At 61.9% G+C, this 21,552-nt stretch carries 20 protein-coding genes; 6 read left to right on the forward strand and 14 right to left on the reverse strand.

Annotated elements, in window-relative coordinates; genetic code table 11:
• Positions 1 to 14 precede the first annotated feature (14 nt).
• The 5 genes from ruvA to JFN93_RS19615 all read left to right on the forward strand — a co-directional run bounded on the left by ruvA (position 15) and on the right by JFN93_RS19615 (position 4,366).
• Positions 15 to 614, forward strand: a complete 600-nt coding sequence (ruvA, locus tag JFN93_RS19595) for a Holliday junction branch migration protein RuvA (RefSeq protein WP_199385833.1) — start codon at positions 15 to 17, stop codon at positions 612 to 614.
• A gap of 87 nt (positions 615 to 701) precedes the next feature.
• On the forward strand, positions 702 to 929 hold the full coding sequence (locus JFN93_RS19600; RefSeq protein ID WP_199385834.1) for a type II toxin-antitoxin system HicB family antitoxin: 228 nt from the start codon (positions 702 to 704) through the stop codon (positions 927 to 929).
• A 385-nt stretch (positions 930 to 1,314) separates the two neighbouring features.
• Complete coding sequence (gene ruvB / locus JFN93_RS19605) at positions 1,315 to 2,328, forward strand: Holliday junction branch migration DNA helicase RuvB (protein WP_199385835.1); 1,014 nt, start codon at positions 1,315 to 1,317, stop codon at positions 2,326 to 2,328.
• Between the two features lie 19 nt (positions 2,329 to 2,347).
• Positions 2,348 to 3,052: a DnaA/Hda family protein gene (locus JFN93_RS19610; RefSeq protein WP_199385836.1), complete on the forward strand. Its 705-nt coding sequence runs from the start codon at positions 2,348 to 2,350 to the stop codon at positions 3,050 to 3,052.
• A 114-nt stretch (positions 3,053 to 3,166) separates the two neighbouring features.
• The gene (locus JFN93_RS19615; RefSeq protein WP_199385837.1) at positions 3,167 to 4,366 is read left to right on the forward strand and encodes a class I SAM-dependent rRNA methyltransferase; all 1,200 of its coding nucleotides are present in this window, start codon (positions 3,167 to 3,169) and stop codon (positions 4,364 to 4,366) included.
• Positions 4,367 to 4,481: 115 nt separating this feature from the next.
• On the opposite strand, the gene JFN93_RS19620 is transcribed toward JFN93_RS19615, so the two are convergent.
• The 10 genes from JFN93_RS19620 to trpB all read right to left on the reverse strand — a co-directional run bounded on the left by JFN93_RS19620 (position 4,482) and on the right by trpB (position 16,515).
• Complete coding sequence (locus JFN93_RS19620; protein ID WP_199385838.1) at positions 4,482 to 5,072, reverse strand: hypothetical protein; 591 nt, start codon at positions 5,070 to 5,072, stop codon at positions 4,482 to 4,484.
• Positions 5,060 to 5,497, reverse strand: coding sequence for a cytochrome C (locus JFN93_RS19625; protein WP_328754391.1), 438 nt, complete (start codon positions 5,495 to 5,497; stop codon positions 5,060 to 5,062). The genes JFN93_RS19620 and JFN93_RS19625 overlap by 13 nt, the downstream gene beginning before the upstream one ends.
• Entirely contained in the window at positions 5,487 to 6,827 is a 1,341-nt protein-coding gene (locus JFN93_RS19630) for a hypothetical protein (RefSeq protein WP_199385839.1), read from the reverse strand. The genes JFN93_RS19625 and JFN93_RS19630 overlap by 11 nt, the downstream gene beginning before the upstream one ends.
• A 13-nt stretch (positions 6,828 to 6,840) precedes the next feature.
• Positions 6,841 to 7,701 carry a peptidylprolyl isomerase gene (locus JFN93_RS19635; RefSeq protein WP_199385840.1) on the reverse strand — a complete coding sequence of 287 codons (861 nt, stop codon included), beginning with the start codon at positions 7,699 to 7,701 and terminating at the stop codon, positions 6,841 to 6,843.
• 84 nt (positions 7,702 to 7,785) lie between these two features.
• Positions 7,786 to 10,488 (reverse strand): carboxypeptidase-like regulatory domain-containing protein, encoded by a 2,703-nt coding sequence (locus JFN93_RS19640; protein ID WP_199385841.1) that lies wholly within the window; start codon positions 10,486 to 10,488, stop codon positions 7,786 to 7,788.
• Between the two features lie 217 nt (positions 10,489 to 10,705).
• On the reverse strand, positions 10,706 to 11,059 hold the full coding sequence (locus JFN93_RS19645; RefSeq protein ID WP_199385842.1) for a hypothetical protein: 354 nt from the start codon (positions 11,057 to 11,059) through the stop codon (positions 10,706 to 10,708).
• A 447-nt stretch (positions 11,060 to 11,506) separates the two neighbouring features.
• Positions 11,507 to 13,396, reverse strand: a complete 1,890-nt coding sequence (locus JFN93_RS19650; protein WP_199385843.1) for an ABC-F family ATP-binding cassette domain-containing protein — start codon at positions 13,394 to 13,396, stop codon at positions 11,507 to 11,509.
• Positions 13,397 to 13,518: 122 nt separating this feature from the next.
• Positions 13,519 to 14,022, reverse strand: coding sequence for an LEA type 2 family protein (locus JFN93_RS19655; protein WP_199385844.1), 504 nt, complete (start codon positions 14,020 to 14,022; stop codon positions 13,519 to 13,521).
• Between the two features lie 141 nt (positions 14,023 to 14,163).
• Positions 14,164 to 14,838, reverse strand: a complete 675-nt coding sequence (locus tag JFN93_RS19660; protein ID WP_199385845.1) for a transglycosylase SLT domain-containing protein — start codon at positions 14,836 to 14,838, stop codon at positions 14,164 to 14,166.
• 486 nt (positions 14,839 to 15,324) lie between these two features.
• A complete protein-coding gene (gene trpB, locus JFN93_RS19665; RefSeq protein ID WP_199385846.1) occupies positions 15,325 to 16,515 on the reverse strand; it encodes a tryptophan synthase subunit beta in 1,191 nt (396 codons plus the stop codon).
• 265 nt (positions 16,516 to 16,780) lie between these two features.
• Here trpB and JFN93_RS19670 point away from each other — a divergent pair, with 265 nt between their 5' ends.
• Positions 16,781 to 17,257 carry a tRNA (cytidine(34)-2'-O)-methyltransferase gene (locus tag JFN93_RS19670; protein WP_199385847.1) on the forward strand — a complete coding sequence of 159 codons (477 nt, stop codon included), beginning with the start codon at positions 16,781 to 16,783 and terminating at the stop codon, positions 17,255 to 17,257.
• Between the two features lie 627 nt (positions 17,258 to 17,884).
• Here the strand turns inward: JFN93_RS19670 and JFN93_RS19675 are convergent.
• From JFN93_RS19675 to JFN93_RS19690, 4 genes are all read right to left on the reverse strand, one after another.
• On the reverse strand, positions 17,885 to 18,847 hold the full coding sequence (locus tag JFN93_RS19675) for a Tim44 domain-containing protein (RefSeq protein ID WP_199385848.1): 963 nt from the start codon (positions 18,845 to 18,847) through the stop codon (positions 17,885 to 17,887).
• Between the two features lie 136 nt (positions 18,848 to 18,983).
• Positions 18,984 to 19,781, reverse strand: coding sequence for an HD domain-containing protein (locus JFN93_RS19680; protein WP_199385849.1), 798 nt, complete (start codon positions 19,779 to 19,781; stop codon positions 18,984 to 18,986).
• On the reverse strand, positions 19,781 to 20,164 hold the full coding sequence (locus tag JFN93_RS19685; protein ID WP_199385850.1) for a PilZ domain-containing protein: 384 nt from the start codon (positions 20,162 to 20,164) through the stop codon (positions 19,781 to 19,783). Before JFN93_RS19685 ends, JFN93_RS19680 begins: the two co-directional genes overlap by 1 nt.
• Before the next feature lie 88 nt (positions 20,165 to 20,252).
• Positions 20,253 to 21,536, reverse strand: a complete 1,284-nt coding sequence (locus tag JFN93_RS19690; protein ID WP_199385851.1) for a class II fructose-bisphosphate aldolase — start codon at positions 21,534 to 21,536, stop codon at positions 20,253 to 20,255.
• Positions 21,537 to 21,552: the final 16 nt, after the last annotated feature.

Here is a 21,552-nt window from a genome sequence, read left to right on the forward strand (position 1 = left end):
TGAACCGAGGTCTTATGATCGCCCTTCTCACCGGAAAGCTCGCCCACAAGTCTCCCGATTACATCATCGTCGACGTCAACGGCGTCGGATACCGGGTCCAGATCCCCTTCTCGACCTACTACGTCCTCCCCGCCGAAGGAACAACGGTCTCGCTGCAGATCTACACCTCCGTCAAGGAAGACGCCATCAACCTCTATGGCTTCACCACCCCCGAGGAGAAGGAACTGTTCCAGCTCCTGATCGGCGTTTCCGGGGTGGGCCCCAAGCTCGCCAACAGCATCCTCTCCAACAGCGCCCCGGAGGAACTCTCCCAATCGCTGGTCCGCGGCGACATCGCCCGCCTCTCCGCCATCCCCGGTATCGGCAAGAAGACTGCCGAGCGCCTGGTCCTGGAACTCAAGGAAAAGGTGAAGAAGCTCTCCATCGCCCCGTCCGAGCAGGCCGCCGCCCCGGCGCCGAGCGACGACGTGATGCGCGACGACGTCGTCTCCGCACTCATCAACCTCGGCTACAAGGAGTCCGTGGTTCAGAAGGCCGTGGCAGAAATTTCCTTCGCCAAAGAGACCACCGTCGAGGCCGCCCTCAAGCAAGCACTCAAAATCCTGATGAAGTAAGCAGCATCGCCCCGCCCTGCGACCGTGGACTTGGACAGCGCAAAGAGACCCTTGTATAATGGGGTGTCTGAAAAAAGGGGAGCAATTATGAGCATCTACCTGACTGCCATCTACAAAAAGGTCGTCCACGGCTATATCGGCTTCATCGAAGAGCTTCCAGGTGCCAATTCCCAGGGCGCAACGATTGAAGAGGTAAGGTCGAATCTTGCCGAAGCTGCGGCGCTCATCATCGAAGCAAACAGAGCTCTCGCACAGGAGGAGGTCGTCGGACAAGACGTCATTCGCGAACCTATTCAAATCGAAATAGCGCCGTGAACCGGAAAAAGCTCATCCGACACCTTGAGCAGAACCAATGGTGTACTCCTCCGCGAGGGTGCCAACCACACCATCTATCTGAACCCCACGAAAAGACGTGTCTCCACCGTTCCCCGCCCCCCGCGAGATCGATGACTTTCTCGCCCGAAAGATCTGTCGAGACCTGGAAATTCCCGAACCGTAACCTCGGCATCACCATGCCGGAGGGCGGCCACCCTCTCCTCGCCAGCGGCCCGCCTGGGCACGGCGCGCCGCCCCTGCACGACCCCAGGAAACGCCTTTCCGAAGGCGGAGAAATCCCCCCTTCCCTCCCTGCTTGACCTTTGTCCCCAACTGTTATAACGTGGCTCACTCTTTGGATTTGAGAGCTGCATTACGGAGAAGTATGACCCGCACCATCGCCCCGGAAAAAACGGATGAGGATCTCTTTGAAGCCAGCCTGCGCCCCCGCGCCCTGAAGGATTACGTCGGCCAGGAAAAAGCGAAAGGCAACCTCGGGCTGTTCATCGACGCGGCCCGCGGCCGCAGCGAGGCGCTGGACCACGTCCTGCTCTACGGCCCCCCGGGCCTCGGCAAGACGACCCTCGCCAACATCATCGCCTGCGAGATGGGGGTGAACATCAAGTCGACCTCCGGGCCGGTCATCGAACGCCCCGGCGACCTCGCCGCCATCCTCACCAACCTGGAGCAGCACGACGTCCTCTTCATCGACGAGATCCACCGGCTCTCCCACGTGGTGGAAGAGATCCTCTATCCGGCGATGGAGGACTTCCAGCTCGACATCATCATCGGCCAAGGCCCCAGCGCCCGCACCATCAAGCTCGACCTCCCCAAGTTCACCCTGGTGGGCGCCACCACCCGCGCCGGCCTGCTTTCCTCTCCGCTGCGCGACCGCTTCGGCGTCATCTCGCGCCTGGAGTTCTATTCCCACGAAGAGCTCGCCTTCATCGTCACCCGCTCGGCCCGCATCCTCGGGATGGAGATCGAGGAGAACGGGGCGATGGAACTCGCCCGCCGCAGCCGCGGAACCCCCAGGATCGCGAACCGCCTGCTGCGCCGGGTCCGGGATTTCGCCCAGGTGCGCGCCGATGGCATCATCACCCAGAAGGTCGCCGACGAGGCGCTTTCCCTTTTGGAAATCGACGAAATGGGTTTCGACCACATGGACCGGATGATCCTTTTGACCATCATCGACAAGTTCGGCGGCGGCCCGGTCGGCCTCGACACCATCGCCGCGGCGATCAGCGAGGAGAGCGACACCATCGAGGACGTCTACGAACCCTTCCTGATCCAAAACGGCTTTCTCAACCGCACCCCGCGCGGCCGCGTGGCCACCCCTGCCGCTTACCGGCACTTCAACAGGATCGCGCCGGAACCGCCCCAGGGCAGGCTCTTCTGAGCCCAGCGGACGCCATCCCATGCAACTCATCTTCGACTTTCCCGTAGTATCCCGCTACAGCTTTGAAAACTTCGTCGTCTGCGGCGGGAACCGCACCGCCTACCACTTCGCCACCCGACTTGCGTCCGAAGACGGAACGGAGAACCTCCTTTACATTTACGGGCCGGAAGGGTGCGGAAAAACCCACCTCCTCACCGCCATCTGCGACCGGATCGGGGCGAACTACTTCTCCTTCCGGGACGCGAAGGAACTCTACGCCGCGGACGTTGCCACCGAAGGATCGATGTCCCTGGCGGAAAGGGTCGGCGACGCCACCGCCCTGGTCCTCGACGACCTCCACCTCCTCCCGGACCGGCAGGATTTCCGCGTCGAGCTGTGGGAGCTTTTCAACCGCTTCTATACCGCGGGGAAAAAGATCGTGATGGCGGGTCTCATGCATCCCAAGGAGCTGCCGCACCTGGACGGGCACCTGACCAGCCGCCTTTTGTGGGGACTGGTCGCGGGGATGGACGTCTCCGACGACGAGTCGCGCCGGATGATCCTGAAAAAGCTCGCCGAGGACCGGCACATGCTGCTGTCCGACGAGGTGGTGGACCAGATGCTTTTGCGGGTGCGGCGGGACATTCCTTCGCTTTTGTATGCGCTGGAAGGAATCAACCGCCTCGCGATCGCAACCAAACGGAAAATCACCCTGAAGCTGGCGAAAGAAGCGCTGGATCAGTAGTCAGTGCGCAGACTCACGGTGCAGTAATCAGTCGCAAGAACATACTATTTACGGCAGTCCTGACTCCCCCTTTTGAGAAGGGGGCTGCGGGTTTGCCGTTCGAGGATATCAACCATGCCCAAAGCATGTATCGTAGGTTCCGAATCGGTACGGATGATCGAACTGGGGCATCCCTGGATCATCGCCGATGCCTATACCAAGCGCTGGCCGGCCGGCGAAGCGGGCGAGCTGGTAGATTTAACCGATGCCTCCGGGCGCTTTCTCGCCACGGCGCTTCTCGATCCGAAGGAGCGCATCGTGGCGCGGGTGCTTTCCCGCGAACGGGTGCAGCTCGACCGGAACTGGCTCAAGAAAAGGCTGGAGCGGGCGATCGCCCTGAGAAACGACCATGCCGATCTGGCGGACTCCAACGCCTATCGGCTGGTGAACGCCGAGGGTGACGGTCTTCCCGGGCTGACCGTGGATCGCTACGGCGACTTCCTGATGGTCCAGATCTATTGCAACGGATGGAAACGTCATCTGAAACTCGTGACGCAGGCGCTGGACGAGCTCCTTTCCCCGGTCGGGATCTACGAGAAGGGGCGGCCGCAAAAAACGAGGGAGCTGGAGGCCGAGAGCGACTCCAAGAAGTACGGGCGGCTCTTGACCGGACGCCCGGCGCCCGATCCGCTCATCGTGCGGGAAAACGGCCTGGACTTCGAGGTAAGTCTGGAGCGGGGACTTAATACCGGGCTGTTCCTGGATCAGCGCAAAAACCGGCGCGACCTCATGAATCGGGTCAAGGGGAAGCGCTTTTTGAACCTGTTTTCCTATACTGGGGCGTTCTCCGTCGCCGCGGCGGCGGCCGGAGCGAGTCTCGTCACCAGCGTGGATGCCTCCCCTTCCTACATGGAGATCGCCCGCGCCAATTTCCGCGCCAATAAGCTGGACGCCAAGCGGCACGAATTCCTCAACGGCGACTGCTTTGCGGTCCTGGAGGAGATGGGGCGGCAGCGGAAAAGCTACGACATCATCCTGATGGACCCGCCTTCCTTCTCGACCACCGCGAAAAGCCGCTTCACCACCCGCGGGGGGACTTCGGACCTGGTCGCCGCGGCAGTGAAGCTCCTCAAGGCAGGCGGGCTCTTGATCACCTCCTCCAACCACCAGAAGGTCGACGTGGCCGAGTACCTGAAGGAGCTGCGCCGCGGGGCGCTGCAGGCGGAAAGCTCGCTGCAGGTGATCTCTCTGGGCGGACAGCCGGAAGATTTCCCCTACCCGGTCACCTTCCCGGAAGGGCGCTACCTGAAGTACGCGATCTGCGTCAAAGGGTGACGGGACGGCGCGCCGCCCCTCGATACCGTAGGAACGCAACGAAAAAAGCCCCTTGTTGAAGGGGCTTTTTTCGTTTTACCCGCCCGGAGGGGGTGACCCGGCTACCGCTGGGAACCTACTGGAAGTTGTTATGACAGCTGTTGCACGCCGGCCCGCTTAAGAAGACCCCCTTGAGATCGGTCCCGTGGCATACCGCCGTGGCGCAGGCGCTGGATTGGTAGTTGGCGCCGTAACCGGCATGGAGCGAGACGATGTCGCTGTTCCAGGCTTGGGGATGGGCCGAAGTCGGGCCGCCAAGATGACAGCTGGAGCACGAAGGTCCGCTGCCGGAGACACCGTTGAGATCGGTGCCGTGGCACGAGGCGACGGCGCAGCTCGCCGTCCCGTTTTGTTTGACGAATTGGCTGTGCAGGGCATAGGCATAGGCCCCCCACTGCGCCGGGTGGATCTGGCGCTCGCTCCCGAGGTGGCAGTTGGTGCAGGCAACCCGGGAAATGCCGCCCCCCAGGTCCTCACCGTGACACTCGGTGCAACTGGCACCGTGGTCCTGGGCCGCGACGGTGTGCCCGCCCGGGAGCCACCCCGGGGCATGCTTTCCGGTAGCCGGATCGAGGTCCGCCTGGGAGTTGCGATCGCCGCACCCCGTGAGCACCGCCACCGGCGCCAAGAGAAGAACTGCCAGCAATGCTCGTATTATCTGTGGCATCGTTTGCACCCCTCATTGTTTTGCCTTCCGTGGCACGCGACGCAGGAAGCGGGATCGACCCGGCCGTCGATCTTGTGCTGGGCCAGATAGTCGCCGCGGTGCGGCAGGAAGCGCTCCGGAGCGTCCTTGTACTTGTCGCTCGGCTTGATCTCTTCCTTGTGGGCGTGACAGTCGGCGCAGAACGCCTCCGCGTGGCACGACGCACAGGCCTGCCGGGAGTTCGCGAAGACCTTGTGCTTCAGCATGAAGTCGGGGGCCTTGTGGTTGAAGGCGCCCCAGGAGTCCTGATGGCACTCGGTGCAGTCCGGCATGCCGGTCACCGCTTCCGGGTGGACCCGCGCCACCGTCGTGGTGCCGGCGCAGGCAACGAGGCTCCCCGCGGTCGCCAGGGCAGCCAGTAAGATGAGCAGCTTGCTATTTTTCACTCTTTCCCCTCCCTTCCAAAGCGGCGTCGAAGCTGACCACCGCCTTCAGCATCCCTTTCACCTCGTTGTCGAAGTCGGGGTTCTTCGAGTAGTCGACGTCCGCGGCGAGGGTCACGCTGCGGGTGACGCGGTAGGCCCCCGCGGCGGTCACCACGAAGACGTTCCGGACGTTGTTGGTGCTCAGCGTGCTGTCGTAGTTCACGTCGATGAAATCGAGGGTGAGATCCGCCGGTCCGAACGACTTGGAGGCATAGACGCGGTACTCCAGGTACCGCAGCGGGTCGCTCCCCCCGTCCATCCGGTGCACCGATCCGCCGGCGGCGAACTTCTCCGGAAAGGAAAGGGCGACCTTGCCGCCGTAATAGTGCGCCTCGCGGGCGATCTCGTAGTCGTGGTGGCGGTAGTCGGCCGTCAGGGTGACCCCCTTCACGGGGGTGAAGCCGATTCCGCCCCCCAGCGCCAGATCGCGCTCGCCAGGGTCGATGAGCCGGTCCTGGAAGGTCAGCGCCGTGGTGGTCACGCGGTAGAAGAAGTCGCGGTAGTTGACCTGCCGGAGATCGGCGAAAAGCTGCAACTTGTCGGTGGGGCGCAACGACATGGTATAGGCGTGTTCCATCCACCCCTCGGTGACCGAGTTGTAGGAGGAACGTCCGGTCACGTCCAACTGGCGCACCGGGCTGAGCCACAGATCCACCCCTTCCTCTTCCCGGTAGCGCGTGCTCCCGGCATTGGAGCGCAGGGCACTCACGCCCAGGGTGTAGTACTTCGCTGCGCTGTGGGTGACCCGCCCGCCGAAGACGAAGTCGTCGGCCTTGACGTTGGGCTCGGTGTTCACCGGGGAACCGACGAATGCCGCGGCGGCAAAGCCGGCCCCGAGGTCGCTGCGCAGGTAGAGGCCGTCCAGCCGCTGCGTCGCCACCCCTTCGGTGACGAACTGCCTCCCGGCGTTGGCGACGGCGTTGTTGCGCCCCCAGCGGTAGCTCAGGAAGCCGTACTGCAGGTCGCCGTCCGTGTAGCGGTCGTTGAACGACTTGTCGCCCAGATCCCCCCTCCCCCAGCCGCCGAAGTACAGCGACAGAGAATTCCCCTTCGTTTCGGCGCCGGTGAGGGAGAGATGCAGGTACTCGTACAGGGGGTAAAGGTCCTTGCTGCCGGGGAAATCGGTGTTCCCCAGGCGCAGGATGGTGGTCGACTCCGCCGAAACCTCCGGAGCCGCCCAGGCTCCCGCGGGAAATGAAATCAGGAGGGCGCCGGCGGCAAGACCTCCGGCCCAGGCAAGAACCCGGCCGGCGGCCGCACGCAGCGACCTACACGAGTGATGGCTATTCAAGATGGCCTCCTCTCTACAACTTCTCTATTTTTGCCTCGCGCTTGAGCTGTTCCTCGAATTGGCGGTAAGCCTCCGCGACCTTCTGTTCCCGTAGCCGATTGCGGATGGTCCCCGCTACGCTTTCCAGGTCGCTGTGGGCATTCTTGCGGGCCTCGTACCTTTTGAAGAGGTAGAACCCGGTCTCCTTCATGGAGAGCACTCCGCTCACCTCGCCCGGGCGCAACCGGTAGACCGCGTCCACGAAGTCGAAGGGGATCTGGTCCCAGGCGGTGTACCCGATGTCCCAAGGTTTGGCCGCAATCGGAGCGCTGTGCGCCCCGGGAAGCGGAACGGTGCTCGCCACCGTCTCGAAGCTCGCTCCGGAGCGAACCTTTTGCAGCGCTTCCTCGGCCGCCTGCCGGGTGGTGAAGGTCACCATGCCCAGGTGCAGCTCGGTGCCCACCTTCTCCGCGTTGCGGTCGTAGTAGGCCTTCACCTCCTGCGAGGTTACGTCGATCTTGGAGGTGATCTGGGTATTGAAGACCCGGCGCGTCATCTCGATCCGCTTCAGGTTGGCCAGCTGCCGTTCCAGCTTTTCGATCTGGGTACGGTAGCCCGGGTCGTTGCCGAGCCCGAGTTGCATCCCCTTCTGGTACAAAAGCTCTTCCTTGATGACGTCGTCGAGGGTCCGGGAGACGTCCTCCCCCGCCATACCGTGGGTCTTGCTGATCCGGAAGGCCACGTCCTGGTCGGTGATGGGGACCCCGTTGACCTTGGCGAGCACCTTCACGCCCTCGGCATTCCCTTGGGCCGGCGCTTTCTTGGCCTCCTGGCAGCCGGCCAGCAGGCAGGTGAGCAGCAAAGTGGCGATTACGCCACGAGATTCGCATCGCATGATCGATCCTTCTTTGTGAGTTTGAGGCCTCGGGCCCCGTAGGCCGGCGGGCCGTTGCCGGCCCGCCGGGTTTCAGGTGAAAGGTTACGGAGTCCAGGTCCCTACGTGAGCGTAGGTGTTGTCGAGGACTTCAAAGGCGAAGGCCGGGTTGTGCACCCCGCGGCTGGCGTCGTCCTGCACCAGGACGGTGTTCCAAAGGGCCTTGGCGAGGATGCCGTTCACGCCGGTGGCGGTCACGGCCGCGTTGGCGTTGAAGGTCACGGACAGGGCGCCGGAGAGGTAGCCGGTGCAGTTGGCGGTGCCGTCCGTGTTGGCGACGCACCCCTGGACCAGGGCGTTGCCGTTGTTCGGGTCTTCCAGGAAGGCGTCCTGGTTCGCCTTGTCGTTGATGAACCAACGGCGGGTGACGCCACCGCTGGTGACGTCGACCATGCCGGAGCGGTTGGCGACGAGGACGGCGGACCCGGTCGGGGCGGTCGTGTTCTGCTTGACCTGCAGGATGGCGGTGCCGATCTGCCGCTTCACCGCGAGCAGCTTCGCGTCGAAGGTGGTCTGGACCGCTTCGGCGCTGTAGGCGGTGTGGCACTTGTTGCAGACGTCGGTGGTCGCCTTGAAGTCGTGACGGGTCTGGCCGGCCTCGGAAAGCGACAGGTTCAGGGTGGTCAGCTCCATGTGGCAGGTCACGCAGGTATCGGCGATGTAGGAGTGCTTGGAACGGGTCTGGGCGCTGTTGTAGCGGGTGGTCCCCATCCAGTAGGCGTTACGCCCCATGAGCACGTCGCCCTGGCAGGCCTCGTGCGGCGCGCCGTAGCTCGCCAGCGTGCCGAATTTGAAGTCGCCGTCCTCGTGGAGGTACGGACCGGAGGAGTAGCCCTGGCGGCTGTTGTGGCAGGCGATGCAGAGGGCGCCCTTGCCTACGCCGTTGGCGGCGAAGCCGGAGGGGAGCATGTAGGTGCTGCCGCTGTCGGGGCCGACGCTGGCGAGGTTGGCGAAGTTGACGTCGTTGTAGGTGTTGGCTCCGCCCTGGGATTTCCCTTCGTTGTGGGAATCGTGGCAGGCGGCACAGGTGATCGGTTCCGCGTTGCTCAGCCGCAGGCTGGCGGGGAGCGCGGTGAGGCTGCGGTTGCCGTTCGCGGTCGGCAGGATCTTCAGGTAAGCCCGGAAGCCCTGAGCGGAGTGGCAGCAGGCGCAGCTGTTGGCGAGGGTCCCGTCCGCGTTGGAGTTGAAGGTCGTGGTCGCCATCGAAGCGTGCCCGCTGGATTTCCACTGCGAGAAGCGGCCGTGCTTGGGCGCCCTGGCGTGGCAGGTCGCGCAGACGTTGGCGGAGAAGCTGATCCGGGAGTTAAGCGAGATGTTGTCCGGGTCGGAGGTGACCTGGTGCTGACCGCTGTTGGCCTGCGGGCCATGGCAGTTTTCGCACTGGACCCCGGCCAGACGGGCCGACTGCGGGTTGCTCGCCCAGAAGGCGCTTTCAGCGTTGTTGTTCCCCTGCAGGCTGGCAAAGCTGGTCAGTCCTTCGGCGGCGGCGGCGTCGACGAAGCCGTTGGAGCCGCGGGCGCCCTGGCCGACGGTGTGGCAGGGGGTGCAGGTCATGGCGTAGTGGCCGTCCGGGAGCGGCTCACGGATACCGGCATAGAGGACGTCCTTGTGGCCGGTCTGCAGCCAGGTGGTCATCTTGTCGTTGTGGCAGCCGTTGCACGCCGGGTCGGGAGTGGCAACGCCGGTCATCATGCCGACGTAAGTACCGGCATAGACGGTCAGGACCGGGCTGCTGCCGCCATTGACGGTCTCGTAGACGGAGTAGGTCCCCGGGGCGGTCGGGGTGAAATCGGGATAAGCGGTGGTGGCGTCGTTCACGGTAACCGCGCCGCTGGGGCCGGTGACCGACCAGTTCCAGGAGGTATACGGGGTGAACATGTAGGAGCCGTCCGCGTTCTTGAAGGGGAACTGCCCCTGGAGCACGACCGGCTGGTTGACCGGGACGTTGGTCAGCCCGTTGGACGGGACGGCCGGAAGTTTGGCGGCCACGGCTACGTTGGAGGTATAGGACTTCCCGCCGATGGTGGCGGTTACCTTCAGCGTGGTGGTGTTCCCCTGGGTGCTCGCCTGCTCGTAGGAGAAGGGAACGATCTGGTAGCGGTCCACGTTGACCGGCGGCTCGTCCGCATTCGGCTTGTAGAGCGGGGTGGAAAGTTCGACCAGGTACTTCTTGAAGGCCGCCGAGTTGGCCAGGGTGACCGTCGGGGTGGCGGAGTTGGCATTGTCGATGGCGACCGCCGGACCGGAAACCACGCTCCAGGTGTAGGTCGGGGTCTGGCCGGCCAGGGCGGGATCGAAGGTCAGCACCTTCGCCTTGAGCGCAATCTGGGTCCCGGGAACCACCGGGCTCGTGGTATCGGTCCGGCTCGCCATGACCGCCGCCGCGCCGGTCGGGTTCAGCGTGACGTTGAGGGTCGACGCCTTGCCCGGTACGCATTCATAGGACTGGGCATAGCTGTTGTAGCCGCTGGCGGCAAAGGAAAGGGTGCGGGCGCCCGCCGGCAGCGACAGGGTATAGGCCCCGGAGGCGTCGGTGGTCGCGCTGGCCGGATCGCCGCCGACGGTGGTCGAGACCGTGGCGCCGGCTACGTTGTTGCCGTAGGTATCCACCACCTTGCCGCTGACGGAGCCGAAGGCGTTGGCATTGGTGCCGTTGTCGCCGGAGCAACCGAAGAGCGCTGCCTGAAGCAGCAGTAGGAAACAAAGGGCCGAGTAGGTAATGAGTTTTCGAGCATGATCACTTCTCATCTCTTTCTCCTTTGATTGATTGATGCGTGCTGTACTACCCTGATACTGCTGACCTTTTGAACTTTTTCCTCCCTCTTTGGTTGATTTGGGACTGCGGGCGCAACGGTGACGTTACCCGCGGCAATAACTGCCGGGGCGCTTTAAGCGCGCAGGACGAGCGGGACCGGTGCAGACCGGAAATGTCAGCGAAATGAAAGCGGCAGCGGGTGGAAGGGGATCAGGCTGGTGGTGCGCGGTCGGGGTGGTCGTCGAGGTACTGGGGAGATGGCATCGACGGAGTCGAGGGTAAGATGGGGCGAAGCGGCTGGGACGCGGAGTGCGGCCGCACAAGAACGGTCGCCAAGGCGATGAGCGGGCTGACCTCCTGCGCTGCCTGGTGGGCGGTCTGCGCCTTCTTAATCCGGGCGAGATTTACCGTGGTGAAGCTGTGACGGGGATCGTGCCGGTCGTAGTAGGAGTTGGCGACGTGCTGATGGTTTCCGGAGACGCCGACCAATATCTGCAGGACGAGAAACGGCAGCAGCAACAAGGCTCTGCACTTATTCAGTCTCATCAGCAGAATGCAGTACATGGCAACCATCTCCTCAGGTTATGGCTTCTCAGGCATCAAACCGGATTTACGACCTTTCCATCTCCTACCCGTCCAGCTCTTGCAGTATTAAATTTCCCTTCATTATGATGCTGTTGTCACACTTTTGTGACTCTAATTCATCTCCATGTGACAGTGAATCTCTCAGAAGGTAGTATTGGTGTCATTATCGTCAGTTACGGCGCAGACTTTAGTAAAAAATTACTTTCCCATTACTTTTTCATTACCTTAATTGTATACAGTACGTAACTTCCCGATTCATAAAAAGAAGAATGTTCATTATTACTTGCTTAATATGCCATTGTATTTCTTCCATCAGTCAGATTCCGGGTACGGCGGACTGTCTGCGACCGCCCCGGAAAACGAAAAGGGGAGCCTGGAAATAACTCCAGCTCCCCTTGCCATGCTTACCCTCTGCTCAACGTTAATTCACTGCGCCTTTTTGGTCTCAAGCTCTTCCCAGCGCTGGTAGTCCGACGCAAGCGCGGCCTCGAGCGTGCTGTACCTCGCGGAGATGGCCGCGATGCCGCCATCTACCGACCCGTACGATGCCGGGTCGGCCAGCATCGCCTCGACCTCGGCAAGCTCCCGCTCTTTCACCTCGATCTCCCCTTCCAGGCGCTCCAGCTCTATCTTCTCTGCGTAATTCAGCCCCTTCCTGGGCCGCTCCGTTTTCGCCGCAGCCTCCCGTTTCTCGGGCTTGGCTTCGGCGGCCTCCGCTTTCAGCGCCTCTTTGCGCTCCCGGTAGCTCGTGTAATTCCCTTCGTAGAAGATGGCTTTCCCACCCCCTTCGAAGGCGAGGATGCCGGTGGCGACCTTGTCCAGGAAGAAACGGTCGTGGGTGACCATCAGCACGCAGCCGGGAAACGAGGCGAGCGATGCATCCAGAAGCTGCAGGGTCGGAATGTCCAGGTCGTTGGTGGGCTCGTCCAGCACCAGGAGGTTGGCATCCTGCAGCATGAGCCGGGCCAGGATCAGGCGGCTCTTCTCGCCGCCGGAAAGCGTTCCGATCGGGCGCCGCCGGTCTTCCGGGGCGAACAGGAACTCCTCCAGGTACCCCATCTTGTGCCGCTTCTGTCCGGCGCAGGTCACGTAGTCCCCTTCCCCGAGAAAGTCGTAGATGGTCTCGGAGGGATCGATCACCTCGCGCAACTGGTCGAAGTACGAAATGCGGGTCTTCTTGCCGACCACGATCTCGCCCTGGTCCGGCTCTGCCTCCCCCATGATCATCCGGATCAGGGTCGTCTTGCCGCAGCCGTTGGGACCGATGATGCCGATCCGGTCCCCCCGTTTCATGCCGAAGGAAAGCGGCGTCAGGAGCGTCTTGTCGTATGCCTTGGCCACCGCCTTGAGTTCCAGGATGGTCCCCCCGAGCCCCTCTTCGGTGTTGAATCCGAGGGAAAGGTTCCGCTGCACCGAGACGTCGCACTCCTCCTTGAGGTCCTGGTAGCGGTCGATACGGGCCTTCTGCTTGGTGGAACGCGCCTTGGCGCCGCGCCGGATCCAGGCGGTTTCGTTGCGGAGCAGGTTGAGGAGCCGGGAACGGCTCCGGGCCTCCCCCATCAGCCGTTCCTCCCGCTGCTCCAGGTACAGCGTGTATCCCCCCTGGTACGAGGTCATCGCCCCGTCCTCCAGTTCCAGCATGCGCGTCACCACCTCGTCCAGGAAGTAGCGGTCGTGGGTGATCAGCATGACGGCGCCGGGATAGCGCTTGAGGTGCTCCTGAAGCCATTGGGTCGTGTCGGCATCGAGGTGGTTGGTCGGCTCGTCGAGCAGGAGAAGTTCGGGCGCCTCGAGCAGGAGCCGCGCCAGGGCGACCCGGCGCTTGGTCCCGCCGGAGAGGGTGCCGATCTTCTGGTTCGGATCGGGGAGGTTGAGATGGGTCATCATCTCGGCGACGCGGTGGTCGGTATTCCAGCCGCCGTGGTGCTCGATCCAGACCGAAAGCTCGCCCTGGCGCGCCAGCAGCCGGTCCACGTCCGGCGGGTTGCCGGCGAGTTTCTCCGAGATCTCGTTGAACGCGGCCATGGCGCTGCGGATTTCGCGCAGCCCCCCCTCGATTTCGCGCGCCACCGTCGACTCTTCGTCCAGAACCGGGTCCTGGCAGAGGTACCCCACCGAGGCGCCGCGCTTCATGACGATGGAGCCCCCGTCGCGATCCTCCATCCCGGAGAGGATCCCGAACAAGGTCGATTTCCCGGCACCGTTGGCGCCGATGATGCCCACCCGGTCGTCCTCGCCGATGGCGAAGGTCACGTCATCCAGGATTTTCCTGGCACCGAAGCTCTTGGAAAGCCCCATCACATCTACCACGTTCATTCAATGCTCCGCTTTTGGAATAGAATCTCAAAATCGCGGCAGGAATGGCGCTCCGGGCACCGGCATTGGCCGAAGCTGTAGGAGCGGCATTCCTGCCGCGATCGTACCTACCGCTTATTTGGTTACTGCCCCAGGCCGAGGATATCCTTCATTTTCCCCAGGTAGTAGGAAGGGCGATACTGCCTGGGAATCCGGTAGGTACCCTTCCGGTCGATCGGGACCGTCATGTGCCCCACCGGGGTATCGAGGTCCAGTCCCGCGCGCAGCCGGTAGGGGACGTGGTCCGGGTCGGGATCGCGCTGCAACAGCGAGATCAAATCCCCGTAGGCGATCCGCACCGGGATGTTGAACTCGGTGGCCTCCTTCGGGGCGAAGGTGACCTCGTCGCGGGCGCCGCCTTTGGTCAGCGGGATGCCGCTTACCTCGAGGTCATAGCTGTAGCCCAGCAGGCGGATGTTGTAGCCGTTTTCGTTTTCGACCACCAGGTTCAGCTCCATCTGGGCCCCCCCGGCGTCGACGCCGACCATCTTGACGTCCTTCACGGTCACCACCGGCTGTTTGACGAAGGAGGTGCAGCCGGGAAGCAGGGTTACTACCACCAACAGCAGGAAAAGATAGTTTCGCAACAATATGAGCTCCTAAAATGGCTGTGCCTTAGTACCGCGACCATGCCGTTCTCCGTGGGACTCGAAACATAAGAAAAGCGGGTCCCGGAACCGGAACCCGCACAATATAACATAAATCGAATCACAAAAACCAAAGAGTTATTATCGTCTTGCGAGCGTCACGCGCTCCTTTTTCTCGAGCTCGGCCAGGATCTCCTGCCGATACACCCGACGCTGTGCTTCGTAGATGCGCGCTGCGCGCCCACCACCACAGTACAGCCTTTTTGCCCGTGCCAGGTTTCCCTTGGCTATTCTCAGTTTTTCATGCAGCTCGCTCACCGCGGCCTGGGCGCATTTCTCATCGTCGCGCATCTCCCACGGCATGAATCCGTGGCTCAGTGCACGCTCGGGCATCAATTGCCAAACACCCATGGCTCCTTTGGGCGAGGTCGCCTTCGAGGAGAGGCGGAAAGGGCCCGTTTCCGCAAGTGCAATTTCGGCAAGGTCCAGGGGGGAAAACATCGTCCCCTGGGTTGCCCGGTAGCAGATCTCCGCCAGCCATTTCGCCCGTTCGGACGAGGTCCGCTTGGCAAAGGTTTCGGTAATGGCGGGTATCAGTTTCTTTCTCCCCTCGAGAATCGCGTCCTTGGGCTCATCCACCACGACGAACGGGTGGGAAGGAAGCTCGGTCCCCTGGGGTTCCCCCTTTGAATAAATCCCCAGATCCATCGCCGAACTCGCCGGACTTACCGGCACCTCGGCCTGCTGGAAATGGGACTGGTCGCACGACACGATGAAAAACAGCAGTGCGATCAGCAAAACAGTAGTTTTGGTCATAGACGGTCACTAGATGGCTTCTGCCGGCTCTTTAGGTAGTTTGTTACGTAAATGTCGGTAAAGCCTGCGCCAATCATCTCCTTTCATTGGATTAAGCTCCGCTTAGAATGCGGAACAGTGTACTCAAATAAGAGCCAATTGCAAGCATTAACATTAGAAATTTTAAATTTACTTTTAATTTCACGGGCGTATCGCCCCGTCCCGATACCGAGCGCACCTCAAGACGCAATTCGGGTAAGGAATGAGTGAAAAGCCTGCCGGGGGCGGCATATGTGCCGTCGCGAATCGGTCTCAAAGGCGGCCTAGGCCGCAGCAAAAAGATCGCCCGTAGGTTGTTGGAGGAAAGGGCTGGAGGTGGTGGAAGTCGTAGGAAGGGTAGTTCCGGAAGAATTCGCGACAACGTCAGTCAAGGAAGAGGAAGAGGGTCCGATCCAGGCGGCCCGCTTCACTATTTTGTTTTTAATGCTGAATCACTGGCCGAAGCCTCTACAGTTGAACCCCCATGCGCTCGGCAACGGTATGGATATCCTTGTCGCCCCGGCCGGAGAGGCAGACGACGATGGTCTCCTCACGGCCCAGGGTCGGCGCCAGCCGGATGGCGTGCGCCACAGCATGCGACGATTCCAGAGCAGGTATGATGCCCTCCTCGAGAGTGAGGGTTTGGAACGCATCCATCGCTTCGTCGTCGGTGACCGAGACGTAGCTGGCCCGGCCGCTGTCCTTCAACCAGGCGTGCTCGGGACCGACACCGGGATAATCCAACCCGGCGGAGATGGAGTGGGCGTGGGCGATCTGGCCGAACTGATCCTGCAGCAGGTACGTCTTGTTCCCGTGCAGGACGCCGACCGTGCCGGCGCAAAGCGGTGCCGCATGCTTGCCGGTCTCGATCCCAAACCCAGCCGCCTCGACTCCGATCATCCGGACCGAGGCGTCGTTCATGAAAGCGTGGAACAGTCCGATGGCATTACTGCCGCCGCCGACCGCCGCCACGAGATAATCGGGTAGTCTACCCTCGGCCTCGAGATGTTGCGCTCGTGCCTCCTCCCCGATGATCGATTGAAAATCGCGCACCATGAGCGGGTAAGGATGCGGTCCCGCCACGGTGCCGATGATGTAAAAGGTGTTCTCCACGTAGGTAACCCAGTGACGCAGCGCTTCGTTCATCGCGTCCTTGAGCGTTGCGGTCCCCGAAGTTACCGGCGTCACCTTGGCCCCCAGGAGTTTCATCCGGAAGACGTTGAGCGACTGGCGCCGGATGTCCTCCTCCCCCATGAAGACTTCGCACTCCATCCCGAAGAGCGCGGCCACGGTCGCGGTCGCGACGCCGTGCTGGCCGGCGCCGGTTTCGGCGATGACCCTTTTTTTCCCCATTCTCCTGGCGAGGAGCCCCTGACCGATGGTGTTGTTGACCTTGTGGGCGCCGGTGTGGTTCAGATCCTCCCGCTTGAGATAGATCTTCGCCCCCCCCAGTTTCTTGCTGAGCTTCTCGGCATAGTAAAGGGGGTTGGGACGCCCAACGTACTGACGCAGGTAGTACGCGAACTCCTCCTTGAACTCCTTGTCGTTGCGGAAATGCTCGTAAGCCTTTTCCAGCTCCTGGAGTGCAGGGATCAGCGTCTCGGAGACGTAGCGTCCGCCGAAAGGTCCGAAATGTCCGCTGTGGTCAGGTTGGGTCAAAACTTCCTCCGTGGTGTCAGTGGGATGGTCATCATAGCCCCTACCCCGGCAAATTGCAAGCACAGCAAAAGAAACCACAGTATTTACGGGCAGATACAACAGCTAAAATTGCATTTTCGCCCTTTTTGAGATAGAACAGGGAATCTTCTTTCCAGTACCACCGCATCGCAGATGGGAAGAAGTTCCCACAACCTTTTCTCTGTGCCAAGGCAGGTACGGTCCGGCACGGTCCGGGAGGAAGGAAAAACCGTCAGGAGTGTCCAAAATGTCTGTAGCAATGCCTTTCCATATCGTCCTCGTCGAGCCGGAAATCCCCCCCAATACCGGCAATATCGCCCGTCTCTGCGGCGCGACCGGGACGGTTTTGCATCTGGTGGGAAAGCTCGGGTTTTCCACCGACGACCGCTATCTCAAGCGGGCCGGCCTCGACTATTGGAGCGAGGTGGAGATCCATTACTGGGAAAACCTGGAGGAGCTGGCCAAGGCGTATCCCGGGGCCCGCTTCATCTACACGAGCAAGAAGGCGGCGAAAAGCCATGTGGCGATGGAATTCAAGGAGGGCGATTTCATCGTGTTCGGGAAGGAAACCAGGGGGTTGCCCGAGGAGCTGATCGACGCGAATCCGGAAACCTCGGTACGGATCCCGATCTTGGGAAAGGTGCGCAGCCTCAACCTCTCCACCTCGGCAGGTATCGTACTGTACGAGGCGCTGAGACAGACGGGAAAACTGACGGGACAATGAGACAGTGAAACGTCGAAACCAATAAGGCTGCGGATCCTGTGGGGGCGCCCTGCGAGGTTGATTGCCAACCGTCGGTGAGGCCTGGCGCCAGGCAAAAAAAAAGCGCCGGTAGGAAGGAGGACTCCCAGCCAGCGCAAAATGGGTTGATGCGCTCTCAAGCATCGATCTTCTTACTACAACAACAATGCCAAAGTCACAGGCGCACCCATTTCTCTCATAAGCCATTGAATCAGCGGCACTAATCAGATATAAAATTTCACCAATCCAGAACCTGCCACTGCAACTTCTTGAACAACTGCTCCCCCCATTGTCTTCTGGTCCTGGCATAACCCTGCGCCGCATCACGCAAATCCTGCATTTGTCCTTTTCTTGCACAGCGTCCCTGATTTTGAACAGGGACAACAGACAAGCAACAGGTCATCGCCGCAGCATTGCCGCTGCTACCGTTGCCCCCAATTCCATCTATCGTGAAGAAGGTCAACTACAGGTAGGGGCGCAGCATGCTGGGCCCATCCATCCTTGACCTACTCCCTCTCCCCGAGTGCGGGGGGTGGTACCGCCAAGGAAAACAAAAGGGGCTTCCTGATCGGAGCCCCTTTTGTTTTCCTGCCTGAACCGCTGCGGCACTTATTTCTGATTTATCGCCGCCAGCCTCCAGGGATTGTTTCCCACCGGCCGGGTGAAGGTCCAGTACTCTTCGAACTTCACCGGATCGGTCTTGCTCCCGGCTACCACCGCACCGGTGGCGTCCTCGGTCGTGTAGTCGAGGAGGTTCGCGTAGATCAGGGCGGTGATGAAATCCTTCCCTTCCTCCTGCCACGCCTCGGATACCTCCACGGTGCGCACCGCGATGTTCTCCAGGCGGTTCACCCGCCCCTGGCTCTTCAGATCGTCGATGTCGCGCTGGAAGATGCCGCGCATCTCCTCGGTGAGCAACCCATTCACGCTGCTCAGGTCGCGGTTCATCCACGCCCCCTGGATCTTGAAGAAGATGTCCATGACGTTGTCGTTGAACCGTTGTTCGTCGAAGCCGGGGTCCATCTGCCGGATGTAGGAAAGCCCTTCCTCCAGCTCGCTCGGGCCCTGGGTGCCGCCGTAGCCCTGATTCTGGTACTCGTTCATCTGGATCACGTTCCCCTGGCCGTTGCGCCCGCTGTCCTGGTAATAAGGCTCCGAGCTCCGTTTTCTGGTCACGAAGCGGTAGATCAGGTACCCGATCCCGGCCAGGAGCAGGATTTCGAACAGCCCGATTCCCCCGCCGCCACCGTAACCGCCGCCAAAGCCCAAGGAGCGGAAGAGCATGCCGCCCAGGAAGCCGCCCGCCATCCCCCCCAGCATGCTGCGGAAGAAACCGCCCGCCGGGCGCGGCTGCTGAAAGGGTTGCTGATACGGCTGCTGAGTGGGCGACGGGGCGTACTGGCGCGACGGTGCCTGGGAGGGCGGCGCAACCGGACGGCTGTAGCTGCGGGAGCCGCGGCTCCCCATCGAGCGTCCTCCACCGGCGCGCGCATCGGCATCGCCTGCGGTAACCGTCATCCCGACCACCGAAAGTGCCGCCAATAGTGCGAAGAGTCTCAAGTATCTCTGCATGTTGTTGCTCCTTTTGCCCTGAACGGTTGTGGCCCCGGCCCCCATGGGGACCGCGGTCCGGGGCTGTCTACGTTGACTGAGCCTGCCGGCGCAATGTAAGCATCGCTTCGGCAATTTTCAACCCATTATTTCATTTTCACCGCGACGCCTCGTTTTTCCCCAGCCGAGCCTCGAGGAAATCCTGCAAATGGGCAACTGCCCCCAACACCTCGGGAGCGTCCGGCAGGGTTGCCGCGATCTGATCGATGATCTTGCGCTCGCGGACCAGCGCCAGTGTCGCCTTGAAGTTGATGTCGTAAAGCCAGGAGAGCTGCAGCATCTTGAAGTCGTCCAGGGTCTTAAGCTGGGTGAGACGGACGATCTCTCCGGCGTGAACCGTTGCCACCACCTCCGGCGAGCACCCCGGCACTTCGGGAAGCCCGAGTGCGGCCGCGGAAGCGCGTTCCTCCGGCGGGGCCTGGTAGTACTCGATGAACACGCGCCAGATGTCGAGCTTGTCGGCGTCGCGCACCAGGAGCAGGAGGTCGCGGCTTTGCGGATCGAGCCCTTGGGGGATGCTGAACACGTTGTGGAGCCGGACGGCGGTATGGATGCTGGCGGCCTCGCCGGCCGGGAGGGAGCGCAGCAGATCGCTTTCGGAAAGGATCTGCGCGGAGAGGTGGGCGTGATTGACGGAATCGCTGTCGCGAAAGGTGCCGTAGCTGCGGTACTGGGGGAAACGGCCGAGATCGTGGCAAAGCGCAGTGATCCCGGCAAGGAAACGACGACGCTCGTCTCCCTCCGCCGCGATCAGCAAAATACCTTCCAAAACCTTCCGGGTGTGCAGCTCCTTCAGGTCGTAGTTGCGCTGGTCGTCGGGATTGTCGCTACGGTAAGAACGGCAGTAGGTCTCGAACCACTCCAGAAAAGGAGCCAGGTCGTTCGCCAGGTTCATTACTCGCCTTTTTGGGGAGTCTCGATCTTCTTGCGCACGTAGTCGGCGAACTCGGTCAGTACCTGGGTCACGTCTCCCATCTGGTAGGAGATGACGCTGCGCAGGTGCGCAAAGGAATCGATGTCCATCTTTTCGAAAATGCAGCCGAGCCCCGTCTCTTCGCAACGCGCGACCGAACCGCTCACGTTGATCACGATCGGATCGGCGGCGGAGAGGTAGATGGTGATCTCGACGGGAGTTCCGACCGGCAGTTTCTCTTCAGTCTGCACGAAGATGCCGTGCATGCTGATGTCCTTCACCTCACCCTTAAGAGTGACTCCGTCGGCCTGGAGCAGCGCCGAAACCTTGAATGATACCCGGGAAAAGTCCCTCTTGTCTTGCATGGCAACACCTCTTTGCCTTGGTTAAAAAAAGGGGGCCTGGGGCCCCCTTTCGGTTCTACCGTCCACTACCAGACTGCAACAGACAGGATCAGTCTTCGAAATTGCCGGCGGGACCCTTGTCGCGGGAAAGCCCCTGGGCCTGCTTGGCGAGCATCTCGCGGGTCCAGTCCGCCGGGTTCTCGATCCGTTTCCCTTTGGCGCCGAGATCGTACGAGCCGGCGGCGAGGATCGCGGCAATCGCCAAGGGCGCGGTGTCGGCGGAATTGAAGACCTTGGTGATCAGCTCGTAGGCGAACGCCTCGACCCGGGCCGCCATCCGCTCGCGGATCTCGCGCGGCTGGGCCAAAAGCTTGTTCTCGAAGGGGAGGTTGAGGTTCTTGTAATCCCCCTTCTTCCACCCCTTGGATTCGGCGAAGGCGACCATCTCGCCCCACAGCTCCTCGCTCATCCCTTCGCCCTTGACCTTGATGAAGTTGCCGTTGGCGTCGAGGTTGGCGTTGCCGTACTCGTTCACCTCGAGCCCCCAGGAGACGAACTGCAGCGCGGTCGCGACGTTGGCTTTGGTGGTGCGGGTCTTGGTGGCGATGGCGCGGAGCCGGTCGTAGGAGTTGCCGGAGGTCCCGTGCTGGGCCCCGTTCACCCCGTACTGCTTGATCGCCTCGTGGATCTCGGCGGTCAGCTCGACCTGGATACCGGCGTCGCTCGCCTCGATCCCATGGGTGGTGCCGTTGTTGAGGGCGATCCAGTCCGGGAAGATGTCGTGGGCGTTGAGCCCGCGGATCAGGAAGAGCGCCTCGTCCACGGTGGAGAGCCCCTCTTTCCCTTTGATCTCGCCGACCTCGGTCTCAAGGCTCGCCCAGGCCGGGATGAAGCTGTTCAGCTCGAGGTTGGCCAGGAGATTCTCTTCGTCCGGCAGGTGCGAAGCGTCGATGGCGATCGAGGTGATGCCGGCATCGAACATGCTCGGGATCTCGACCTTCGCGGAGGCGATGTCGCCGGCGTTCTTGATGCCGTAGTGGTCGGCGTGAATGGCAACCGGGATGGTGATGCCCAGTTCGTTGCATACCGCGTCCACCTGGCGCGCCATATTCCAGTAGTTCACCGGGCAGTAGGCCTTCTGGCCCCCCTCGGATTTCGCTATCTCGATGATGACGGCGGCGTTCGCCCGCTGGGCGGCGGCCAGTACGCCACGGATCACGAAATGGTTCCTGCCGTTGGCGGCCAGCGCCAGGGCATGCCCTTTCGCGTTCATCGCCCGGTCGATCGCCTTGCCGCTCACCAGCAGCGCTTTCGAATTCGGGAACAGCCGTCCGATGTTGGGGGGGCGGCCGACCTCAAGCGCCTTCACGTAGTCAGAATTTGCTGCCGACATATCTCCTCCTTGTGCT

The organism is Geomesophilobacter sediminis (assembly GCF_016458275.1).
GTDB lineage: Bacteria > Desulfobacterota > Desulfuromonadia > Geobacterales > Geobacteraceae > Geomesophilobacter > Geomesophilobacter sediminis.